The organism is Commensalibacter sp. M0355, from assembly GCF_016101365.1.
Taxonomy (GTDB): domain Bacteria; phylum Pseudomonadota; class Alphaproteobacteria; order Acetobacterales; family Acetobacteraceae; genus Commensalibacter; species Commensalibacter melissae.
Genome location: NZ_JACFQQ010000001.1, coordinates 720,372 through 741,916, shown reverse-complemented (window position 1 = coordinate 741,916; position 21,545 = coordinate 720,372). Strand labels below are relative to the sequence as shown.

19 protein-coding genes are annotated in these 21,545 nt (G+C 39.2%); 9 read left to right on the top strand and 10 right to left on the bottom strand.

Annotated features, from left to right (window positions below; all coding sequences use genetic code 11):
• From cobI to cobW, 5 genes are read right to left on the bottom strand one after another with little or no spacing between them, the layout of a single operon-like run.
• Complete coding sequence (gene cobI, locus H3T44_RS03510; RefSeq protein ID WP_198184479.1) at nucleotides 1-720, bottom strand: precorrin-2 C(20)-methyltransferase; 720 nt, start codon at nucleotides 718-720, stop codon at nucleotides 1-3.
• Nucleotide 721: 1 nt separating this feature from the next.
• Nucleotides 722-1,357, bottom strand: coding sequence for a precorrin-8X methylmutase (locus H3T44_RS03505; RefSeq protein WP_155569578.1), 636 nt, complete (start codon nucleotides 1,355-1,357; stop codon nucleotides 722-724).
• An 11-nt stretch (nucleotides 1,358-1,368) separates the two neighbouring features.
• Nucleotides 1,369-2,559 (bottom strand): hypothetical protein, encoded by a 1,191-nt coding sequence (locus tag H3T44_RS03500; RefSeq protein ID WP_198196035.1) that lies wholly within the window; start codon nucleotides 2,557-2,559, stop codon nucleotides 1,369-1,371.
• Nucleotides 2,552-5,902: a cobaltochelatase subunit CobN gene (gene cobN, locus H3T44_RS03495; protein WP_198196034.1), complete on the bottom strand. Its 3,351-nt coding sequence runs from the start codon at nucleotides 5,900-5,902 to the stop codon at nucleotides 2,552-2,554. The genes H3T44_RS03500 and cobN overlap by 8 nt, the downstream gene beginning before the upstream one ends.
• Nucleotides 5,903-5,904: 2 nt before the next feature.
• Nucleotides 5,905-6,945 (bottom strand): cobalamin biosynthesis protein CobW, encoded by a 1,041-nt coding sequence (gene cobW, locus H3T44_RS03490; protein ID WP_198196033.1) that lies wholly within the window; start codon nucleotides 6,943-6,945, stop codon nucleotides 5,905-5,907.
• A 152-nt stretch (nucleotides 6,946-7,097) separates the two neighbouring features.
• On the opposite strand from cobW, the gene H3T44_RS03485 reads away from it, so the two are divergent.
• Nucleotides 7,098-7,811 carry a nucleoside/nucleotide kinase family protein gene (locus H3T44_RS03485; RefSeq protein ID WP_198196032.1) on the top strand — a complete coding sequence of 238 codons (714 nt, stop codon included), beginning with the start codon at nucleotides 7,098-7,100 and terminating at the stop codon, nucleotides 7,809-7,811.
• A gap of 157 nt (nucleotides 7,812-7,968) precedes the next feature.
• Here H3T44_RS03485 and H3T44_RS03480 read toward each other — a convergent pair whose 3' ends face one another.
• Nucleotides 7,969-8,904: a 2-hydroxyacid dehydrogenase gene (locus tag H3T44_RS03480; protein WP_198196031.1), complete on the bottom strand. Its 936-nt coding sequence runs from the start codon at nucleotides 8,902-8,904 to the stop codon at nucleotides 7,969-7,971.
• A 98-nt stretch (nucleotides 8,905-9,002) separates the two neighbouring features.
• On the opposite strand from H3T44_RS03480, the gene cobU reads away from it, so the two are divergent.
• Genes cobU through H3T44_RS03465 form a run of 3 tightly spaced genes read left to right on the top strand, consistent with a single transcriptional unit; the run spans nucleotide 9,003 to nucleotide 11,588 of the window.
• Entirely contained in the window at nucleotides 9,003-9,503 is a 501-nt protein-coding gene (gene cobU, locus H3T44_RS03475) for a bifunctional adenosylcobinamide kinase/adenosylcobinamide-phosphate guanylyltransferase (protein ID WP_198196030.1), read from the top strand.
• Between the two features lie 19 nt (nucleotides 9,504-9,522).
• Nucleotides 9,523-10,128 (top strand): cob(I)yrinic acid a,c-diamide adenosyltransferase, encoded by a 606-nt coding sequence (gene cobO, locus H3T44_RS03470; protein WP_198196027.1) that lies wholly within the window; start codon nucleotides 9,523-9,525, stop codon nucleotides 10,126-10,128.
• 14 nt (nucleotides 10,129-10,142) lie between these two features.
• The gene (locus H3T44_RS03465) at nucleotides 10,143-11,588 is read left to right on the top strand and encodes a cobyric acid synthase (RefSeq protein ID WP_198196134.1); all 1,446 of its coding nucleotides are present in this window, start codon (nucleotides 10,143-10,145) and stop codon (nucleotides 11,586-11,588) included.
• 213 nt (nucleotides 11,589-11,801) lie between these two features.
• Here H3T44_RS03465 and cbiB read toward each other — a convergent pair whose 3' ends face one another.
• On the bottom strand, nucleotides 11,802-12,800 hold the full coding sequence (gene cbiB / locus H3T44_RS03460; RefSeq protein WP_198196026.1) for an adenosylcobinamide-phosphate synthase CbiB: 999 nt from the start codon (nucleotides 12,798-12,800) through the stop codon (nucleotides 11,802-11,804).
• A 95-nt stretch (nucleotides 12,801-12,895) separates the two neighbouring features.
• On the opposite strand from cbiB, the gene cobD reads away from it, so the two are divergent.
• Both cobD and H3T44_RS03450 read left to right on the top strand, forming a co-directional pair.
• A complete protein-coding gene (cobD, locus tag H3T44_RS03455) occupies nucleotides 12,896-13,900 on the top strand; it encodes a threonine-phosphate decarboxylase CobD (protein ID WP_198196024.1) in 1,005 nt (334 codons plus the stop codon).
• 180 nt (nucleotides 13,901-14,080) lie between these two features.
• Complete coding sequence (locus tag H3T44_RS03450; RefSeq protein WP_198196022.1) at nucleotides 14,081-14,677, top strand: hypothetical protein; 597 nt, start codon at nucleotides 14,081-14,083, stop codon at nucleotides 14,675-14,677.
• Between the two features lie 49 nt (nucleotides 14,678-14,726).
• Here H3T44_RS03450 and H3T44_RS03445 read toward each other — a convergent pair whose 3' ends face one another.
• The 3 genes from H3T44_RS03445 to H3T44_RS03435 all read right to left on the bottom strand — a co-directional run bounded on the left by H3T44_RS03445 (nucleotide 14,727) and on the right by H3T44_RS03435 (nucleotide 18,334).
• Nucleotides 14,727-16,490, bottom strand: coding sequence for a DEAD/DEAH box helicase (locus tag H3T44_RS03445; protein WP_198184488.1), 1,764 nt, complete (start codon nucleotides 16,488-16,490; stop codon nucleotides 14,727-14,729).
• 385 nt (nucleotides 16,491-16,875) lie between these two features.
• Nucleotides 16,876-17,667, bottom strand: a complete 792-nt coding sequence (locus H3T44_RS03440; RefSeq protein ID WP_198196020.1) for a class III extradiol ring-cleavage dioxygenase — start codon at nucleotides 17,665-17,667, stop codon at nucleotides 16,876-16,878.
• A gap of 31 nt (nucleotides 17,668-17,698) precedes the next feature.
• The gene (locus H3T44_RS03435; protein WP_155568435.1) at nucleotides 17,699-18,334 is read right to left on the bottom strand and encodes a class I SAM-dependent methyltransferase; all 636 of its coding nucleotides are present in this window, start codon (nucleotides 18,332-18,334) and stop codon (nucleotides 17,699-17,701) included.
• An 80-nt stretch (nucleotides 18,335-18,414) separates the two neighbouring features.
• On the opposite strand from H3T44_RS03435, the gene dapF reads away from it, so the two are divergent.
• The 3 genes from dapF to ftsY are packed head-to-tail and all read left to right on the top strand — an operon-like array spanning nucleotide 18,415 to nucleotide 21,455.
• Entirely contained in the window at nucleotides 18,415-19,239 is an 825-nt protein-coding gene (gene dapF / locus H3T44_RS03430; protein WP_110438507.1) for a diaminopimelate epimerase, read from the top strand.
• Complete coding sequence (mtaB, locus tag H3T44_RS03425; protein WP_198196018.1) at nucleotides 19,236-20,498, top strand: tRNA (N(6)-L-threonylcarbamoyladenosine(37)-C(2))-methylthiotransferase MtaB; 1,263 nt, start codon at nucleotides 19,236-19,238, stop codon at nucleotides 20,496-20,498. Before dapF ends, mtaB begins: the two co-directional genes overlap by 4 nt.
• Nucleotides 20,499-21,455: a signal recognition particle-docking protein FtsY gene (ftsY, locus tag H3T44_RS03420; protein WP_198194958.1), complete on the top strand. Its 957-nt coding sequence runs from the start codon at nucleotides 20,499-20,501 to the stop codon at nucleotides 21,453-21,455.
• Nucleotides 21,456-21,545 lie beyond the last annotated feature (90 nt).

Below are 21,545 nucleotides of genomic sequence, written 5' to 3'. Positions count from 1 at the left end.
TCAATTCTCCTTACCGGCGATAAGGATCAGTGAAAAATAGGGCGCTTTTTCATCCTGCATTTGTGATAATGGCAAGATACGTTCCTGGTTTTGGGTGCCACGTTCAATATAGGTTGCTTGTTCAAGCAAATGGGTCTGCTTTAAAGCGGCTTTAACCTTTGCAAGATTGCGGCCAATTTTCATGATGACGATGGATTCACACTGGTTCAATTTTACCAAAAGTTTGTCGAGGGGTAAAGTCGCGGACAAAATGGTTAAGGTTTGATCATTGCGAACAATCGGTAAATGTAATCGGCTCCAGCAACCATTCATTGCCATAACGCCTGGAATGGTCTCTATGGTATATTGTTCTTGTAATCTTTCCAATATATAAATTGCAGATCCATACAATAATGGATCGCCTTCACATAACAATCCTATATCTTGTCCTTCATCGAGTTTTTTTTGAATCTTAGAGGCACAGTGATCATAAAATGTTTCTAACGTTTCTTTATATTCAGGAGCATAATGAGGGATTTCTGTAGTCAAGGGGTATTCAAAACGTAATTCTGTTAATTCATGGATAAGGAATGGTGTGGCAATTTGACGTGCATGACCCATTTCACCTTTTTTACAAAAATAAGCGATAAAAGAAAGGGAATTTAGAATGCGTCCGGCTTTTTTTGTCACCAATTCAGGATCGCCCGGTCCCATACCCAATATAAATAATGTGCCTTTCATTTTATATTTCCTGTTTTTGGGCCAAAGCGTTCAATGCGGCAACACCCATGGCGCTTCCACCCTGTCTGCCTGTTATGACCATATATGGAATTTTTCCCCATTCTTGCAATGCCAGTTTTGATTCAGCCGCACCCACAAAACCTACAGGGACGCCGATAATTGCTGCAGGCTGGGGGATTTTCTTCTGGTCTAATAAATTGATCAAATGAAACAAGGCTGTTGGTGCATTACCAATGACCACAACCGCCTGTTTCAGGGTGTCCCCCCATAAATGGATGGCAGCAGCGGAACGCGTGTTTTTTATATCTTGTGCAATCTTGACTGTATCGGGATGGTTCAGGGTGCAAATAATTTTATTATTGGCGGGCAGTCTACGTCGAGTAATTCCATGCGCAACCATTTCTGAATCACAAAAAATCATGGAACCCATGAACAGGGCCTGTTCACTTTTTTCAATAAAATCGGGACTGAATACGATATTTTTTGTTATTTCGATCCGTCCACATGCATGGATAACCCTGACGGCAATTCTGGCTTCATCTTCTGTAAAATTAGATAGGTCAGCTTCTTTGCGAATGGTTGCGAAGGAATTTTGATAAATAATCTTGCCATCATGGATATAGTCATAAAGAGGCATGAATGTTTTTCCTATTTCATTTCAGAATATGTAATGAGTTTAGCGCTGATTTCTTCCAAGTCTAGATTTTTGTAAAGGCTTTCATCATTTGCCCTGCCGTGTAAAATAAAATTATATCCCTTGGGGGTTGCACACAGGGTTAAAGGATTTTTCAGGGGAGATGCGCATCCTTTTGCACAGCCAGATATATGCAGTGTCTGTAGTTTGGAATGCCAGAAGCGCATAAGTTTTTTAACATCTTTCATCACGGGTTGCATTCCCTGAAGACAATAGGGCTTACCTGGACATAAGATGATATTTAAACGAGGATCATGTTTATCGGTAATAAATGATTTCAAATGGGTATGAGCTGCGTTTGAACAATAGGGCAGGATAATTGTCCGATCGGGGGTGAGCTGCAGGGTGGAATTTCCATATTGATCAGAGATGTCTGCCAGTAGACTTAAATCTTGACTATGGAACAATCCAAAGGGAATGCCGAGATGATAACCATGTGGAAATTGACCAATCGAAAGTTTTTCAATTGAAGTTGGATAGGTATAGGATTGTTTGGAACATGAATTTTCCCTTATAAATTGATCAGCATAGTCTTGATGAAGCAGGCGGAAATAATTGTGTTTATTGCAAAATTGCAAAATCTGTTTAAGCAGTTTGGCACAATTATCCAAGTTACAGGGTATTACCTGTTTCGCATGACCTAATTGCAAAATCCATTGGTCATGATGGATACGTAGATTAATATCGGCATGATGACGGGTTAAGGGGAATAACCCGCCCCCGTCAATAACGAAACTAAATTTGCCAGTCAGAAATTTTACGGTCTCATTTTCAATGATTTCATGTTGTATACACTGGGCATAACGTATGGTATCTTGGTGGCAAGAAGGGTCGATACCGGCCAAGGGTGAAATAAGAATATTGCGTTTATCTTCTTCCAATGCATCGGGACTGCATAGATTCTCATTTTTGGCTAAAGGTATGAATTGTTGGATATGTTCCCGGGTAAACCCCCGTAGTTGCAGATTGGCCTTTTGCGATAAATTAATAAAGCCATTTCCCAAATCAGATGCTGATCTTGCAATAAAACGTGCCTGTCGACTGGTTAATTTTGCAAAAGGAGGCTTAACTCGACATAACCATCCATCTCCTGTCTCCATAGGATGATAAAGCGATGGACACCATCCCCGACGTATATTATTCATCGCTTTCTTCCAGCTTCATGAAAACGCTGTTTGATTTTGGATGCCACAAGCCACGTTTAAGGGATTCATTGAAGCGATTTTGAATGGATTTTTTCGCCGCTGGATTGGAATTTTGTAAAAATCGGTTAACAGTATCATTTCCAAGCGTTGCTGCAAAGACGAGTTCAAACTGTTGATCAAAACAATGGGAAAGCGTTGCTGAAAAACTGAAAAGTGCATCGACAGAACGGGCTATTTCCGCGGCTCCACGATAGGAGTGATTCATCATTGCCTTTATCCACATGGGATTGGCAACACGTCCACGCACTATACGGTTGACTTCCTCAACCAATAAACGGATTTTTGGATTTTCTGCTTTTGAAGTGTCACCGTGATATAAGTTGGGTGTATTGTCAAAGAGTTTTGCAGCTGCCGCAAAACCACCTTCATGGGCAGCGTAATCAGCGCTATCCAGAAGATCAATTTCGGCATGGTCTTGACTGTGAAAAAAAGCCTGTGTTGTTTTTAAACGTTCTGAAAGCCCTTGTTTATCGTAAATGCCATCTTGTCCGTTTCCATAACTATAAGCTGAATTTTCCAGCCATCTTTCGCCAAGTTCCGCTTGTTCCCGCCAATTTCCAGTATTCAAGGCGTATTCTATGCCCGTTCCATATGTACGTTGGGCTGTACCATAAATACGGTTAAGCCGGGAATGATGGCTTCCGAAAGGGGTATTTTGAAAAAGATATGCCAAGTAATTCCAATCTTTATCTTCGGCACGTTGGGCAAGGGTTTTAACCGTTTGATCAAACAATGTGATCTGATCTTCAAACGCATCACGGAAAAACCCTGAAATGCGGAGTGTTACGTCGACGCGCGGTCGGTTCAACTTTGCCAATGGGATGATTTCAATTGAAGTAACACGATTTGAACTTGTATCCCAGATGGGTTTAACCCCCATGAGAATATAAGCCAGAGCCAGGTCCTCACCGCCTGTTCTAAGATTGGTGCTTCCCCATAAATCAATAACAATATGTCGCAGGTGATCACCATTTTCCTGTATAAATTTCAGCAAAAGCTGTCCTGCCATCTTTTCTGCCAGAAGATAGGCAGTACGAGTGGGAATACCACGTGGATCAACCGTATACAGATTACGTCCGGTTGGGAGAACATCCAGTTTTCCTCTTGTGGGTGCCCCAGCAGGGCCAGGCTGAATAAATTCTCCATTCAAAGCGTTTAGGAGAGATTGTTTTTCATGCTCGGCACATTGGTAAAGATTTGATTCAATCTCTGATATTTTATCGGGGGCATAATGTTTTATTGTTTCTAGAAGATGCTGGAATTGAATTGGAGGTTTACCAAAAATATGTAACCCTTCCCGTATTTGCAAATCCTTGACATCACATAAATAGGCATCCAGATGGTTCAGGGCGACCTCATCTCCGCTTTCCTTGCGGTTGATGCCTGTTTCAGCCAATAAACCGCAGGATTCTGCTTTATCCAGAATAGTCCCGAGAAGAAGTTTGCTGCGTCGATGGTCCAAACCATCAGCTTCAGCATAATCATCGATTAACCGTTCTAGTTCTGCGGCATCGCCGCTAAGGATTGTCTTATTGACAGGAGGCGTTAAGTGTCCGATGGTAACAGCACCGAGACGTCTTTTTGCGCAGGCTGCCTCACCTGGATTGTTAACAATAAAGGGATAGATGACGGGTAAGCCCCCTAGCAACACAGCAGGGGAACAATGATCGGAAATTGCGGTTGCCTTGCTTGGTAGCCATTCCAGTGTACCATGTGTTCCCAGATGAATGATGGCATCAATGGATTCATGATGGCGTAACCATAAATAGAAAGCGATATAACCATGGCATGGTGGAATATCTGGATCATGATAAGTGTTTTTATGATTTTTTGAATCAGCTCTTTCAGGCTGGATCGCGCAGATGATATGGCCTAATTGAATATATCGTATGGTAAAATTTTCTTTTTGCAGCGTTTCATCTTTTTCAAATTCTGGCCAGTATGCCAAAACTCTTTCTCTGAATGTCGTCGAAAGTGTGGAAAAATATTGTTTATAATCAGTCAGGGATAAAGTGGCCCTGGTACCTGACTGACATAAAATCTGGATTAAATTTTTACAGTCGGGAATTACGGATCCTGTTTGATATCCATTCTTTTTCAACCATTGTAAAATATGTTCAAGACTGGCAAAGCTGTCCAAACCGACGGCATGCCCTTCTTGTCCGCTGACACCCGGGTAATTTGAAAGGATAATAGCAATTTTCTTGTCATGATTGTTTTTTTTTCTTAAATTAACCCATCCGTTAACACGGTTTGTAACGAGATCTATTCCTTTTTGATAAGGTTCATACCGTGTTTGGTTATTTTTCTCTTTTTTAAATCCTATGGCAGTTGTCGAGATTTTACCGTCAAGTTCAGGTAAAACAACCTGGATGGCAAGATCGGTTTGGGATAGGCCACGAAAACTTTTTTTCCATAAATGTTTACTGTTACTAGGCTGAAGAATTTGCAGGACTGGCACATTAAATGTTCTAAAAAGGGAATGATTATAATCTTGCTGTATAGAAAAATATGTGGCGTTTAAAATTATTGTTGGGTGATTTTGGTAGAGATATTGTCCAATCCAATGGGAAATTTCTGGGTCTTTTAGAGAGGTTAGATAAACAGCCTTGATATTTATGCCTTTTCTGAATAAGGATTGTGCGAGGGAAAGAATAGGTTTGATATTGTTGGCCAGCAAATGAGAGCGGTAAAACAATATTACCGCTAGATTTTGATGGGCATGAAATGGATAAGGTAAGGGATATTCCCCAACCATCGGTAAAATGTGTGGGGTAATTGATTGCCCTATTTTATGGTCAAGATGATGGGCGGCAAGATTTAGGATGTGACTGTAATTTTCTTTTCCACCAGCTAGGAACAGCTCCTTGAATTGATTTAACAGGTTGCTGGGAATAGTGGAAAGATTATCAAGATGGGGATTTTCATAATTTTCACCAGAAATAATGGCTAGGGGAATGTGATAGGACTGACATAAGTTGTGGATTTCTTCCGTACCATAGCGCCATGCCTCAATTCCTCCTAATAATCTTAAAATTATGAATTTGGACTTGCTGATTGTCTGATCCAGATAGAGGTCGACAGACATTGGATGACGAAGACGGTTAAGAGAAACTAGCTGTATTGATGGAGAATTTTCAGGTTGCTGCGCTATGCAATTCGCCATCACATTCAGGTCATTATCGGAAAAGGACAGAAAGACAATATCGGCTGGTTCATGTTGCAAATCTTCAGCCGGTGCCTGTTCATCCAGACTTGTAATTTCTCGAACCAGGATATGCATTATTAAATTTGTGTTTCCAAGGCTGCCTGAATGGCCTTTTGATTGATGCTTTTCTGTCCAATGATGATTAATCGTCCTTGAGGTTGTTCATCTTGATACCATGGACGGTCAAAATGATAACTAAAGCGTTCACCGACCCCGTGTATTTCAAGGCGCATCGGTTTATCGATAACCTGGATATAACCCTTAATGCGTAGTATATCGTGCAGGTTTGTGAGTTGAAGGAGTTTATTTTCCAAGGCTTTTGGACTCGAGACTGGAGGAATATTGACAACAAAACTTGTAAAGTCATCATGTTCATGATCTTCATCCACACCATCATGATGAGAGGGACGTGTCTGTAAATCATTTTCAGCCCCGGCGTGAATACCCAGGATCACTTCTGGCTCGATTTTTCCGTGTGAAAGAGGCAGAATTTTCACGGCTTTTGGAATTTGTTTTTTAATTTCATCAGTTAGATACCCAAGTTGTTCTGAGGTGATGAGATCCACCTTATTGAGAAGGACAAGATCTGCGGAATTAAGCTGATCTTCAAAAACTTCCTGCAGGGGATTGTCATGATCGAGTGATGGATCAGCCTGACGTTGTTGAGCGATTTTTTCTGGGTCATCCGCGAAACGTCCAGCAATAACAGCGGGGGAATCCACAACAGTAACCACACCATCAACAGTCATTTTGGTTTTGATATCAGGCCAGTTAAACGCCTTGATTAAAGGTTTTGGTAATGCCAGCCCGGATGTCTCTATAATGATGTGTTGAGGTGGAGACGGACGGTTTAATAATGACTCCATTGTTGGCAGAAATTCATCCGCAACTGTGCAGCAGATACATCCATTTGCCAGTTCAACAATATTTTCCTCCTCACATCCTGGAACAGCACATTTTTTTAGGATCTCACCATCAATACCCAGAGAGCCGAATTCGTTAACTATAATGGCTATTCGCTTATTGACGTTTTTTTTCATGATTGAACGCAATAGGGTTGTTTTTCCTGAACCAAGAAAACCTGAAATAATGGTTGCCGGGATGCGAGAGGGTTGCATAAAAAACCTTTAATCGGAAATTACATAAATTGTTGTGAAAGATTGAATTTACGATTTTTACAAAACCAAGGCAAGAGACGTTTGTTGAAATACAACGTCACGATATATTATTGAATATTATGAGATTCCTTGTTTTGATAGAATAGGTTGAAATGCAGTATAAAAGTGAGACACCATTGGAAGACTTAATCTTGCCTGTTTCTTATATAGAAAGGGCAAAGGCGCTTTGTGCAGAGGGAATGCGTAAAATTTTGGCCATCGCAGGTGCTCCAGGATCAGGAAAGTCAACGGTTGCCCGTATTTTGCAGCAAGCCTTACCAGACTGCTCGGTTCTTGTTCCGATGGACGGTTTTCATTTGGCAAATAAAGAATTGGAAAGATTGGGTCGTAAAGAACGTAAAGGGACACCGGATACATTTGATGTGAAAGGCTATCTTGCCTTACTTCAGAGACTGAGAAATCAAAAGCATGATGAAGTCATTTATGCCCCGGAATTTGATCGAACCATTGAAGAGGCAATTGCCGGTTCCATTCCCGTTTTTCCTGAAACAGAGTTGATCATTACCGAGGGTAATTATTTATGTTTGACACAAGGGGACTGGCAAAATCTGGCTGAACTGTTTGACGAGAAATGGTTTGTTATGGCACCTCAACAGGAACGGCAGCAGCGTTTAATCAATCGGCATTGCTATTTCGGTCGTACGCCTAAAGAGGCAAAGACCTGGGTTGAACAAACGGATGAACCGAATGCCCGGTTAATCGAAAATAATCGAACAGAGGTGGAATTGGTGATTGAGTGGATGGATGTGTCCAAGAGAAGTTGGGTGAAAAGGTATGGAGGTGTTGAAAAAAATATTTGTTTGTAGAAAATGCCTAGTCAAACCTAAATGCTAACTTGAAAACAATTATGGGAAGAGGGATATCTTTCCTGATCCACTAAAGAACAGGGTCAGGAAAGAGTGAACATTAGATAGAGTTGAGTTACATGTTTTTGTATTTCTTCAATTTTTGAAAAATTGATTTTTAAAAATGCACTTCATCAGGGAGGTTTTCACCTTTAAAAAAACATTCCAGGGAATTTAGGATTTTTGCGCCGATACGTTTTGAGGTTTCATAAGTCGAGCCTGCTGAATGAGGGGTCATGATAACATTTTTTAACAAACGTAAGGTTTCTGGAACATGAGGTTCATGTTCAAAAACATCCAGTCCGGCTCCAGCTATTTTTTTGTTTTTCAGGCAGTCTATCAATGCATTTTCATCAATGATACTGCCGCGCCCGATATTAATGACGAACCCTCTTTCACCAAGTGCCTCAAGTATTTCGCGATTAACAGCGTGTCTTGATGAGGGACCGCCGCTGGCGGCAATTATTAGGATATCTGATATCTTGGCCAATTCGATCAAGGAGGGAATATATTTCCATTTTACTCCAGGACGCTGATGTCTTGCTGTGTAGGCAATTTCATTATCAAATGCATGTAAACGTTGGGCAATGGCCTGACCAATATGACCCATTCCCATGATTCCTATTTTCTTATTTGAAATGGAACTTCCTTGATAAGGATAGTTTCCTTTTTCCCATTCATTTTTGCGTATATATTGGTCACGCAGGGTTATTTGACGGGATACATCCAATAATAATGCGATTGCCATGTCGGCCACGTCCTGAGTTGGTGCATTTGTAGCAATACTTAGTTTGATTTGACGTTCTTTTAATTTCTGCAAGTCAACATTGTCATATCCCACACCATGGACCGTCACGAGTTTTAGATTGGGAAGTTGATCCAGCATATCTGATGGAGCACCAACAACACCATTTGTAATTACAGCCTCGATTTTTTTGAGAATTTCAGGAGAATCAGGTAATTTATTAAGGCTAATATGATTGGTGAAGCGAGTATTGATTTTTTCCTGGAATTTTTTGCAGACAGGTACTAATTGGAGAATTTGAGGTTTCATAGTTTTTCCTTTTTACAAGGGTTTTAAGCAGGTGATATGTGCACGAATATGGTATATCTTTTTAGAAGAAAGGTATATTTATAAAAAGTAATGGAATCATGATTCATTTTGTATTGGGTGGGGCGAAATCGGGGAAAAGCAGATTTGCCGAAAATCAGGTTATGCTTTATCCGTCACCGTGGATTTATCTTGCAACGGCGCGTTGCATGGATCATGAAATGCAGGAAAAAATTGCCGTTCATCAGAAAAGAAGAGGACAGGGATGGCAAACCATAGAGGAATCCATCAATCTTGCAGATATTATAAATAACAATAATGTTCATTCAATTCTGGTCGATTGCCTAACCTTATGGTTGACCAATCTATTAATGGATAACCGAAATATAAAAGAGGAGACTGATAAATTTCTTTCCGCATTAACAACATTTCATGGAAATATCATAATTGTCAGTAATGAGGTTGGACAGGGTGTTGTTCCAGATAATGCGTTAGCGAGAAAATTTATTAACGAAGCGGGAATTTTACATCAGAAAATGGCAGCCATTGCTCATAAATTTACGATGGTTGTTGCCGGAAGTCCCCTGAATATTAAAATTTAGTTGAAACAGGAAAATTGATATGAATGATGATGCGCTTCATCACAAACGAAAAATGCAAAAAAGGCAACAATTGCAAAAAACCATTGTTGCCTCCAAGACAGAAGAAAAAGGGCTGTTGATGGTGCATACTGGAACGGGAAAAGGCAAGTCAACGGCTGCTTTCGGTCTTTTGTTTCGTCATTTGAGTTACGGATTTAAAAGTGTTGTTATTCAATTTATCAAAGCACCTGAGTGGAAAACGGGTGAGCAAAGAATGGTTGAATTTTTTCCTGATTTGCTTGAATGGCATACTTTAGGTAAAGGTTTTACTTGGAACACCCAAGATAAACAAAAGGATATTGAATCCTGTCAGGCGGCCTGGTCGTTGGCGTTGGACTATTTGAACCGTGAAGATATATCGTTGGTTGTCTTGGATGAATTGAATATAGCTCTACGTTACAATTATCTTGACCCTGACCAGATTATAAGGGATTTACAACAGCGCCCCAAAATGCAGCATGTTGTTATAACAGGTCGCAATGCTCCCCAAAAGCTTATTGATGTAGCAGATATGGTTACAGAAATGAAATTAATCAAACATCCATTCAATGCGGGTATCAAGGCACAAAAAGGGATAGAGTACTAATGGCTAAAATCCTGATGTTTCAGGGAACAGGTTCAAGCGTGGGAAAATCTGTTCTGGTTGCTGGAATTGCAAGGGCCCTGACAAATAAAGGATATAATGTCTTACCTTTTAAACCACAGAATATGTCGAACAATGCGGCGGTAACGATAGACGGCGGTGAGATTGGACGGGCACAGGCTTTGCAAGCTTTTGCTTGTAGGGTTGATCCTGTTGTCCATATGAATCCGGTTTTGCTAAAGCCGCATAATGTTCAAGGGTCACAGATTATTGTTCAGGGCAAAATATGGGGGCAGGCATCGGCAAGGGAATATCAGGAAATAAAGCCGCAATTATTGGATTATGTTATTGAAAGCTTTAATTTATTAAAACGGAAAGCAGATATCATATTAATCGAGGGGGCTGGATCCGCCTCTGAAATAAATTTACGGAAAAATGATATTGCCAATATGGGGTTTGCTCAGGCTGTGAAAGCACCTGTTATATTAATTGGTGATATTGATCGCGGTGGTGTCATTGCCAGCTTGATTGGAACGCATAAAATTTTATCGCCAAATGATTTAAAATTGGTTAAAGGGTTTATCGTAAACAAAATGCGTGGGGATCCCTCCCTATTTACGGAAACAATGGAATGGATAAGCCATAAAACAGGGTGGGAAAATTGTGGTTTGTTGCCTTTTTTTGATGAATTGAGAAAATTTCCTGCTGAGGATGCTGCAGACTTAAAAGCAAATAAGTCATCATATCAATATGGTAAGTTGCATATTTCTGTTTTATTGTTGCCAAATATTGCAAATTTTGATGATTTTGATCCTCTGAAAAATGAGCCGCATATTCTGCTTGAATTTATTTCTCCGGGATCAGTTGTTCCGGCTTTTACCAAAGTGATAATTATTCCTGGATCGAAAAATACTATTTCAGATTTGAATGCTTTATATCAAACTGGTTGGGATATCGATATAAAGGCGCATGTCAGGAGAGGGGGATATGTTTTTGGAATTTGTGGCGGCTATCAAATGTTAGGACAACAGATTCTCGATCCTTTAGGCATTGAAGAATCGAGTAATGATCGGATAAAGGGGCTGGGTTTTTTTAAAAGTGACACGATTCTGTCCTCAGAAAAAAAATTAGAGGCGGTTACAGGTCATTTGGCTTTAAAAGATATTGACTGCGAAGGCTATGAAATGCATGTAGGGCAGACAAAACATCATGGCACCTACAAGCCTTTTGCCTATTTGGATGATTCTCGGGCTGAGGGAGCCATTTCTGACAATGGGCAAGTGATTGGAACCTATCTTCACGGAATTTTTCATTGTGATGAAGTAAGGGATTATTTATTGTCATATTTCGGTTCATCAGGAGATGGAATGTTGTATGAACAACAGCTTGATTCGGTGATGAATAATTGGGCGAATTTCATAAATGATAATATTTTAGTTGACAATTTAATTTCGTTGTTATAACTATTATCATATAAAAAGAACCTCCTCAAATATTTTGAGAAGGTTAAGTATAAAGTTAAGTAGCTAGGTGGTTTGAGAGATTATAATAATCTCTGCAAGTAGGGTTTTATCGATTTAATAAATATAAAATATTAATATAATTATTTTTTCTAAAAAACCTGAGCATTTATATCATATGTAATTATAATTTAGCAATATAAAATCCTTTATTATTTATTTAAAATACGTCATTATTTTGTATAATGCTATTAAAACAATTAATTTTATAAAACTTGCATAATAATAAATTTTACAAGCCTTACAAATATCCTCGGAATATAATTGACTACGTTCTCGACCTATTCGTGGGGATTCAACAATATGGTCTTTATAGTGGCGTGGACATAATAACTGAATATTAAGAGTGTAAGCCATGGCTGCTTCTGGCCATCCAGCGTTGGGTGAATTGTGTTTTCGCGCATCTTTACAAACGGGTTTTAGATTATGGAATAATTTTTTAGGATTTGTAAGTAAAATCAGAAAGGCGGATAGTCGTGCTGGAACAAGGTTCATGTAATCATCCATTTTGGCTGAAGCGTAGCCGAAATTCCGATATTGCTCTGTTAAATGCCCGATCATGCTATCTGCAGTATTAATTGATTTAAAAACAAGTAGCCCGGGTAATCCCCCAATATATCCCCAAAAAACAGGAGAGATTACACCATCCGAAAAATTTTCAGCCAAACTTTCAATGGTTGCACAACAGATTTCCGACATATTGAGATTATCTGTTTTTCTTCCAACAATGTGACTCAACGCAATACGAGCACCTGCCAGATCATTTTGATCAATTTTTTCCCTAACTGCGTGAACATGTTCGTAAAGTGAGCGATGTGCAATGAAAATACTGCCAAAAATCCCTGATAAAAAAGTTGCTAAAGACGGACGAAAAAAGGCAAATACAAATTTTTGGAAAAGATGGGCTATTAATCCCGGGACTAGAAAGTTAAAAAATAAAGTGATGAAACCATTTCTTTTTTGAATATTTGCATTTTTATTTTTTTTATTGAGCTTAAGTTCTAGAAAGTCAATTAATTTTCCAACATAACATATCGGATGCGGAATTTTTTTATAAATTTTCTCTGGATCGCCCCATATCATGTCAATCATGAGCGCAATAATCATGATTTCAATATTACGTTTTCTGTAAAATATGTTTAAAATCTTTATCATTTAAATTGTCATAATCTGCCATGTGGATTTATTGATATTTTCATAATTTAGATGGTTTTAACTATAAATTAAATAAAGTGGATATAGATAAATATATGAATATTCAACATGGGGGGAATCTTGACCAAGCGAAAAAGCTTTTTCCGGAGATTACGGGATCATGGCTGGATTTATCAACGGGAATTAACCCTTACAGCTATCCATTTTCCTCTCTAGATATATCTTTATATGAAAAATTGCCCTTTTATTCTCATGAAGAAAATTTGCGGCAGATTGCTGCAGACTATTATGGTTGCAAGAATAAATCTTGTGTTGCGCTTGCGCCTGGTACCCAAATCTTGATATCGTTAATGCCGACTGTGCTTAATGCAAAAGAGGTTTATGTTTTATATCCAACCTATGAAGAGTATATTTCATCTTGGTGGCAGGCTGGGGTAAAAGTAACACGGGTCGTTAATTTTGAAGATTTTGAGACGCTTTGCCTCCAAAAAAATGTAGTGGGGGTTATTTGTAATCCAAATAATCCAGATGGTCGAAAAATTGATATGGCCAGGTTAGAGTCCCTGATAAAAAAATGGAGTGCATCCGGTAATCATCTTATCCTTGATGAAGCTTATATGGATTTTTCAGGGCAGAGTATGGCTTATTTATTACCTTCACCGGGATTGTTGGTATTGCGATCTTTTGGAAAGACTTTTGGTTTGGCTGGGTTAAGGGTTGGATTTTTGCTAGCTTCACCTGAAATTGTTCAAAGAATACGATATATGCTTGGTTTATGGCCTGTAAATGGACCCGCCTTGCATATAGCTGCTGAGGCCTTACAAGATGGTTTGTGGAAAATTGAAACTGAAAAAAAATTGAGAATTCAACAAAAACGTCTGGATGCTTTTTTGCAAAGTCATTCCTTTAATCTTGTGGGTGGGACGCTTTTATTTCGCTTATTTTATCATCGGTCTGCGAATGATATATGGAAACATTTGGCTTCTCATGGGATTTGGGTACGCAAATTTGATTATAATCCCAATTGGTTGCGTTTTGGATTGTTATACAGGCAAGCAGATTGGCAAAGGTTGGAAGCGGTTTTATTGTCAATTTCGTGAAATGACAATAAACATGTAACATCGGCCATGGATCAGTTTGATGGCATTTAATAATTTTTCATCCTTTCGTTTCATTCAGTTCAGGATCTGTTTATGATATTTATTGTTACATTAATGCCTTAATATAGCCCGAATTTTGTTTTGATTTAAGATGATTAGATTCATAAAGAAGGAAAGAAAATGTTGTCAAAACGTTTAATTATCTCTGCAAGTTTTTTAAGTGTATTTATGATGGGGAATTTGGTCTATCAGGTTCATGCTCAGGATGTAATACAGAATTTGCAACAAAAGGAAGATAATTTTCATAACCGTGTTACACAGCATAATCAGGCAATTCGCGATCGTATGCAGCAAAACCAGGAACGTATGGATCGTTATAGGGATTATCAAAGGGATCAGAGAGCACGCTGGGATCAACAAAGACAGGATTTCAAGGATCGTCTGAATGGGCCCAAAAGAGAAGCACAGGAACGTATGGACCGTTATAGGGATTATCAAAGGGATCAGAGAGCACGCTGGGATCAACAAAGACAGGATTTCAAGGATCGTCTGAATGGACCCAAAAGAGAAGCACAGGAACGTATGGACCGTTATAGGGATTATCAAAGGGATCAGAGAGAACGTTGGAATCAACAAAAGCAGGATTTCAAGGATCGTCTGAATGAACCCAGAAGAGAAATGAAATATCGTCAGGAACAAAGACGTCAGGAATGGAAAGATTTAAAAAATAATACAAAACAGGATATACATGATTTGACACATCCATTTTCAAATTAAATTTTTAATTTGTGACACGAATTTGGTAAAGGGGCATAAGCCCCTTTATTTATTTTTTGCGTTTTCTTGATGAAGATGATGGACCCGATTTATCTTTGTATTTAAAATCGGTTTTCTTTCTGGTTCTTGTTTTTTTTAAATCCGACCCATTTTTTCTTTTGCGCCTGTAATCCGGTTTTTTATCACCTTCCCCAATAGACGGGGCTGACGTTTGATAAATGTTTACGGATTTGTCATTTGCAATATTTTTGTTAAAAATATCTTTTTTTTCCGAAGAAATCTCGAATTTTGTGGCGTTATCAAAAATACGAATATTTCCAATATCTTTTTTCTGGATATTACCAGATTTGCAAATGGTTGGAATAAGCCATTTAGGATCTGCTTTTTCATTTCGACCAACTGGAATTTCATACCAGACCCCGTTTGTAAATGCATATTTTTCTGATGATTTTTGTCTTCTATTTTCCTTATTGTAAGGGGCGGAGCGCTGTTTCTGCAGGGATATGTTTGTAATTTCCTCGGGATTAGGAATAATTGAACGATAAAATGAAATGACAGCATTCGCAAGTTCATTAAGATTGAACTGTTCAATCAACTGCTGAATCAAAGGTTGATCTTCTTCCATAATATCCTTGCTGCTTAAAAGTACAGGATTGGAAAGAAGACGTTGGTTATCCTTTTCACGGATGGCCATCATATCAGGCGGGTTTTCCCAACTTGCTGTTACTTTAGCGTGAGCCAATAGGCGTTCGGCACGATTGCGTTGATTTGAAGGAACAATTAACACGCACCGACCTTTTCTTCCGGCACGTCCAGTCCTTCCTGAACGATGCAATAAGGTGGCGGAATTGGTTGGAAGGCTAGCATGAATGACAAGATCCAGAGTGGGCAGATCCAAACCACGGGCAGCGACATCAGTGGCAACACAGACTCGTATTTGACCAGAACGAAGACTTTTAATGGCATGATTTCGTTCTTCCTGTCCAAGATCGCCAGAAAGGGCAACACATGAAAAGCCCCGTTCAATCAAAGTTGATTGCATATGACGAACGAGTTCTCGGGTGGCACAGAAAACCATTGCTGTGGGGCTGTCAATAAAACGTAAATAATTAATAACGGCGTTATCAACCTCCTTTGGGTGAATCAAAGAAGCGTGATATTCAATGTCTCTATGCTGATTGGTGGGAACTGTATTAATTCTCAATGCTTTTTTCTGATATCGTCGGGCCAGGTTTTCAATATCTTTGTCAATGGTTGCAGAAAAAAGCAGGGTTCTATGATTTGATGGACATGCGGATAATAATTCCTCCAGTTCATCACGAAAACCCAAGTCCAACATTTCATCTGCCTCATCAAGAACAATTGTGTCCAGGCCAGATAGATCAAGATGATTATGCCGTACGTGATCACAAAGTCGTCCGGGTGTTCCCACAACGATATGACAGCCTTTTTCCAGTGCATAAGCTTCTTTACGAACATTCATTCCGCCAATACAGGTTACAATCTTGGCCTTGGTATTTGTATATAGCCAGGATAATTCTTGGTGAACTTGTAACGCTAATTCGCGAGTGGGAGCGATAATCAGGGCTAGCGGTAATTTTGCAGCAGCAAACTGATTTTTATTAGCAAGTAATGTTGTTGCCATGGCAATTCCATAAGCCACGGTTTTACCTGAACCGGTTTGAGCTGATACAAGTAAATCTTGTTCATTATTTTGTTGTTCAAGAACAGCCTGTTGAACAGCAGTCAAGGCTGTATAGCCTTTATTTTCTATAGCTTTTGCAAGGGAGGAATGAATTTGAGTAAATGGCATATAGGAATCCGAAACGTAGGTTATAAATCTAAACAAAAAATCAACTATATAACAAAGTGGATTTTGTTAAATAAATGAAGGTTTTGTGGGAAATTGTAAAAACAGAATGAGTGAAATGGGGATATTATCAGATACATTCAAGGTTGATATAATATCATAAAGCGGTTTATCAATATTTATTAGGTTAAAACATATCTACAATATTTATAAAATATTCTAAATACAAATTTTTTCAAACTTAAAAATAAATATTTAAGGATTTATTTTGTATTATCATGAAACAATTTTTATAAAAAAAGAAAATTAATGTCAGTATTATTTAATACTGTAGAATATGTTAAAAACTAAAGCATGATTAAGGGAATATTTTCTGTTTTGATAATAATCAACCAAATTGGTAAGCAGAAATTGGTTTATGTAAAATTATATCTTTAAATATACATTTTCCATGATCTTGTCTTGCTGCGCCAGAAACCGCCATCAAGGGTAGAAGATGTTCTGTACGTGGATGAGCCGAATGTGCGCCGGCGGTTTTTTCCCATTCAATCAATAATCTATCACGATCATTACAAGCGGGAAGGGAAATGACATCGGTTAACCAGTTATCAAAAGCATATGCCTCTCTAGTGTCTTGACCAGAAAATAAAAAGGGCAGGTTATGATAGCTCATCCCACTTCCCATAATTAAAATATTTTTATTGCGTAGCGGATAAAGGGCCCGACCGATATTAAAATGGTATGCCGGATCAAGGTTATTATGTAGCGATATTTCCACAATTGGAATATCGGCATCAGGAAACATGACTTTTAAGGGAATAAAAACACTATGATCCCATCCTCTTTTTTCTTCAAATTCACTTTGAATATGCTGTTCTGTTAAAAGGGTATGGATTTGTTCGGCAAGAAGCGGATATCCTGATGCTGGATATTGTAATTGATAAGTATGTTCGGGAAAGTCATAATAATCATAATACAAGGATGGATTTGGATGATGGTGGATTTTGATCGGATCGCTTTCCCAATGAGCCGCAATGACAACGATGGCATCTGGTTTTTTAGGTAATGTTTTAGGGAATTTATGTAGAAAATCACCCATATTGGTCCATATATTATAAGGATCATCCATAAAAAAACACGGACCGCCCCCATGGGGAAGATAACAAGCAGGTTGACACATTACAGATTTATTCCAATATGATTAGCATAAATTAAATTTTACTGGCAACAACACTATATATGCTGCTTTTCCAGAGAGGCTGATTATCGGGTGGGTGAACTTCTCCCTGATCGAAATTGTTGAATCCTGATCGTTTCAGAAGAATTTTGATAAAGCGCTGGCGCTCCCCGTTATCAAGTGCCTGCCATAAGGCAATAGTGCGGATCGCTAAATATCGGGGGGAAAAAGAAAAGATTATTCTGCCTCGGGGTTTTAATATCCGATAGCATTCCTCAAGAATAGCGAAAGGATTTCGCAAATATTCAATGACTGAGCACAGGCAAATATAATCGACACTGTTATCTTGTAAAGGAAGGGATAAATTTTGGTTAATGTCCTGAAGAATTTTTTTTGTTAATTGATGATTTTGTTGTAAGGCATTGTTATCGATATCAATACCGATTAAATCTTGGTATGGAACATTCGCGGGAATATGACTGTTTGATCCACACATTAGGTCGAGGATGGTATCGCCTTTTTGTATGAGAGTATGATATAAGGCTTCAATAGTTTTATATCCCCCTTGGTCGATAAGAGGTACAGGTTTATGATGCGTATAATATTCAAGATCATTTTCTGTACCAGCAATATCAAAAGAATGGGGATGGAAATCGTTTAATTCGGTCATGGGCATAAAAAATTGGCGTTTTTTGTGTTACATTGATAAATTAAGTCAAGTTAAGTACCAATAGTTACGTTAGAATAATAATGGATATTTCTTTTAGTAAAATGCATGGTATCGGTAATGATTTTGTCATTATCGATAATTCTGTCAACAGAATTCAGCTAAATAATAATCGTATTGCCGAACTATGTGATCGTCGTTATGGGATTGGCTGTGACCAGTTGATTATATTATCTGCTCCAAAAGATAAAAAAGCCGATGTTTATGTTCGTTTTTTCAATCCTGGCGGAGATGAGGCAGGTGCCTGTGGAAACGGTTCACGCTGTGTCACGGCATGGTTGCATGATAAATTTCAACGTAAGAATTTTACCTTACAAACCAGCGCTGGGTTACTGCCAACCGAGGTCATTGATGCTTTTACAGTAAAAGTAAATATGGGACAGCCAAAAATGAATTGGCGTGATATTCCACTACAACGTGATGTTGATAGTTTATATTTGCCATTATCCGGGGAACCGGCAGCGGTTTCTATGGGGAATCCCCATGTAACATTTTTCGTTGAGGATTTATCTACGGTCGATCCTGTATTTTGCGGTCAGGTTCTGGAAAAAGACCCCTTGTTTCCGGAAGGGGCAAATATAGGGTTTGTACAGATGCTTGATCGTCAAAACATGCGGGTTCGTGTTTGGGAACGCGGGGCAGGGTTAACACTGGCTTGTGGTTCCGGTGCATGTGCTTCTGTTGTGAATGCGGTTCGGCGAGGTTTGGCTGATCGTTATTGCGAGGTAAGAATGGATGGTGGGAATTTGATTGTTGAATGGGATGAAGCCTCTAATGATGTATTGATGACAGGTCCTGTTCATTTTTCTTTTACCGGGCAATTTAATTTGGATCATTACCCTTTATGACGTCAAAGACCCAAAAGGAAAAACCGCAGATCATTACCTTTGGATGCAGGCTTAACCGTTATGAAAGTGAGGTAATGAGCCAGCATGCCGAGCAACTTGACAATGTCGTTATTGTCAATACCTGTGCCGTGACAGCTGAGGCAGAACGGCAGGCAAAACAGGCAATTCGTCGGCTACACCGAAAAGATCGCGAAAAACGTATTATCGTCACGGGTTGTGCCGCACAAATCAATCCTGAACAATGGTCGTCATTACCGGGTGTGAAGCAAATATTGGGAAATGAAGACAAGTTAAAGGGGGAAAATTGGACAGAGGCAGCTTTATCTCAAGGAAATCAGGTCTCCGATATCATGACGGTGAAAAATACCGTGGGACGGATTGTAACTGATTTTACCGGTCGGACTAGGGCTTTTGTTCAAATTCAGCAGGGATGCGATCATCGTTGTACTTTTTGCGTTATTCCTTTTGGGCGGGGACCTTCCCGGTCTGTTTCTGTTAAGGGAGTGGTTGATCAGGTAAAAGCTTTGACCCAACAGCAATACAATGAGATTGTTCTTACAGGAGTTGATATCGCTTCATGGGGAAGGGATCTGAAACATAAAGGAAGGTTGGGGGATCTGTGTAAGGCTATTCTAAAAGATGTTCCGGAATTAAAAAGGTTAAGATTATCATCAATTGATCCAATTGGTATGGATCCGGTTTTGTGGGATTTAATGGCCAGTGAATCTCGTTTTATGCCCCATCTTCATTTGTCGCTTCAGGCAGGTTCCGACATGATATTAAAACGGATGAAGAGACGTCATCAAACCAAAGATGTTGGATCATTGATTGAACAACTTCGTTCAATACGCCCTGATATAGGACTAAGTGCCGACATTATTGCAGGTTTTCCGACGGAGGATGAATTGTATTTTCAGGAGACATACGATTTTCTAAAGACAGTTGCCATTCCCTATCTTCATGTTTTTCCCTATAGTGAAAGAAAGGGCACACCTGCGGCCCATATGCCAGCCGTTGCAGTTTCCGTAAGGAAAGAGCGTGCGGCCCGGTTGCGAAATTTGGGTGCGGAAATAGCCAGTTCATATCATGAATGTTTTGTTAATAAAACAGTTTCCATCTTGATGGAAACGGTTGATCGTGGTCACAGTGAACAATTTTCCGCAGCAACCTTAACAGGTAAGGAGGCAACCCCCGGTGAAATTATTTCAGCCCGTGTAATTTCGGGTAATTCTGATGGTATAATAGTAGAAAGAATATAAATGGCGCTTGGTTTTTTTTCTCGTCTTAAACAGGGGCTTTCCCGTTCAACGCAAAAATTGGGAAATAACTTAACATCTGTTTTTACAAAACGACGATTGGATGATGAATCACTTGAACAATTGGAGGATATTCTAATTTCTGCTGATTTCGGGCCAGAAGTAGCGGAAAATGTTATTGAATCTTTTCGTAAGACCCGGTTCGGTTCGGAAGTTACGGATCAGGAAATAAAACAGGCCCTTGCAGAAGAAATTTCCAAGATTTTAAAACCAGTTGCCGTACCATTTCAGCCCAATCCTGATTTGAAACCCCATGTTGTTTTGATGGTTGGCGTAAACGGGACAGGAAAAACGACAACGATTGGAAAAATGGGACAGTTTTTTACTGATCAGGGGCTTAAGGTGATGATGGTTGCCGGGGATACTTTTCGTGCGGCAGCAGTGGAACAATTGCAAGTGTGGGGTGATCGGGTTGGTGTATCGGTTATTTCAGGAAAACCGCAGGCAGATGCGGCGGGTCTAGCTTTTGAAGCCCTGAAACGTGCAAAAAATGAGAAAACAGATTTGCTGTTGATTGATACGGCAGGTCGTTTGCATAATAAAAGTGCTCTGATGGAGGAGCTTGCCAAAATCATTCGTGTCATGCGTAAATTTGATGAAACGGCGCCGCATTCTGTTTTATTGGTTTTGGATGCCACAACAGGTCAAAATGCAATTGAACAGGTTCGTATCTTTAAGGAGATGGTTGATGTTAGTGGATTAATCATTACCAAATTGGATGGTACGGCACGAGGAGGTATTGTCATTGCCTTGGCTGAAAAATTTAAGTTGCCAATCCATGCAGTAGGAGTTGGTGAAAAGGCGGAAGATCTTCGCGATTTTTCTGCAGAAGAATTCGCCAAGGGATTGGTGGGAGATACAGTTCAACTTTCCACTACAGAAGTTAATGTTGATAACTGAGCTATTATTTTGATTATTGCTATAATAAATGGTTTTATAGGGATATCGTTGATGGCTCTATAATGTTTGAAAACAAAATTGTGAATTTAT

Excerpts from the sequence above, each read along its gene's own strand:
- cobU (WP_198196030.1), top strand. The coding sequence starts at position 9,003 with ATGATTCATTTTGTATTGGGTGGGGCGAAATCGGGGAAAAGCAGATTT.
- ftsY (WP_198194958.1), top strand. The coding sequence starts at position 20,499 with ATGGCGCTTGGTTTTTTTTCTCGTCTTAAACAGGGGCTTTCCCGTTCA.
- H3T44_RS03435 (WP_155568435.1), bottom strand. The coding sequence starts at position 18,334 with ATGACCGAATTAAACGATTTCCATCCCCATTCTTTTGATATTGCTGGT.
- cbiB (WP_198196026.1), bottom strand. The coding sequence starts at position 12,800 with ATGATAAAGATTTTAAACATATTTTACAGAAAACGTAATATTGAAATC.
- mtaB (WP_198196018.1), top strand. The coding sequence starts at position 19,236 with ATGACGTCAAAGACCCAAAAGGAAAAACCGCAGATCATTACCTTTGGA.
- cobD (WP_198196024.1), top strand. The coding sequence starts at position 12,896 with ATGAATATTCAACATGGGGGGAATCTTGACCAAGCGAAAAAGCTTTTT.
- H3T44_RS03500 (WP_198196035.1), bottom strand. The coding sequence starts at position 2,559 with ATGAATAATATACGTCGGGGATGGTGTCCATCGCTTTATCATCCTATG.
- H3T44_RS03480 (WP_198196031.1), bottom strand. The coding sequence starts at position 8,904 with ATGAAACCTCAAATTCTCCAATTAGTACCTGTCTGCAAAAAATTCCAG.
- H3T44_RS03505 (WP_155569578.1), bottom strand. The coding sequence starts at position 1,357 with ATGCCTCTTTATGACTATATCCATGATGGCAAGATTATTTATCAAAAT.
- H3T44_RS03465 (WP_198196134.1), top strand. The coding sequence starts at position 10,143 with ATGTTTCAGGGAACAGGTTCAAGCGTGGGAAAATCTGTTCTGGTTGCT.
- H3T44_RS03450 (WP_198196022.1), top strand. The coding sequence starts at position 14,081 with ATGTTGTCAAAACGTTTAATTATCTCTGCAAGTTTTTTAAGTGTATTT.
- H3T44_RS03485 (WP_198196032.1), top strand. The coding sequence starts at position 7,098 with ATGCAGTATAAAAGTGAGACACCATTGGAAGACTTAATCTTGCCTGTT.
- cobO (WP_198196027.1), top strand. The coding sequence starts at position 9,523 with ATGAATGATGATGCGCTTCATCACAAACGAAAAATGCAAAAAAGGCAA.
- H3T44_RS03440 (WP_198196020.1), bottom strand. The coding sequence starts at position 17,667 with ATGTGTCAACCTGCTTGTTATCTTCCCCATGGGGGCGGTCCGTGTTTT.
- cobN (WP_198196034.1), bottom strand. The coding sequence starts at position 5,902 with ATGCATATCCTGGTTCGAGAAATTACAAGTCTGGATGAACAGGCACCG.
- cobW (WP_198196033.1), bottom strand. The coding sequence starts at position 6,945 with ATGCAACCCTCTCGCATCCCGGCAACCATTATTTCAGGTTTTCTTGGT.
- cobI (WP_198184479.1), bottom strand. The coding sequence starts at position 720 with ATGAAAGGCACATTATTTATATTGGGTATGGGACCGGGCGATCCTGAA.
- H3T44_RS03445 (WP_198184488.1), bottom strand. The coding sequence starts at position 16,490 with ATGCCATTTACTCAAATTCATTCCTCCCTTGCAAAAGCTATAGAAAAT.
- dapF (WP_110438507.1), top strand. The coding sequence starts at position 18,415 with ATGGATATTTCTTTTAGTAAAATGCATGGTATCGGTAATGATTTTGTC.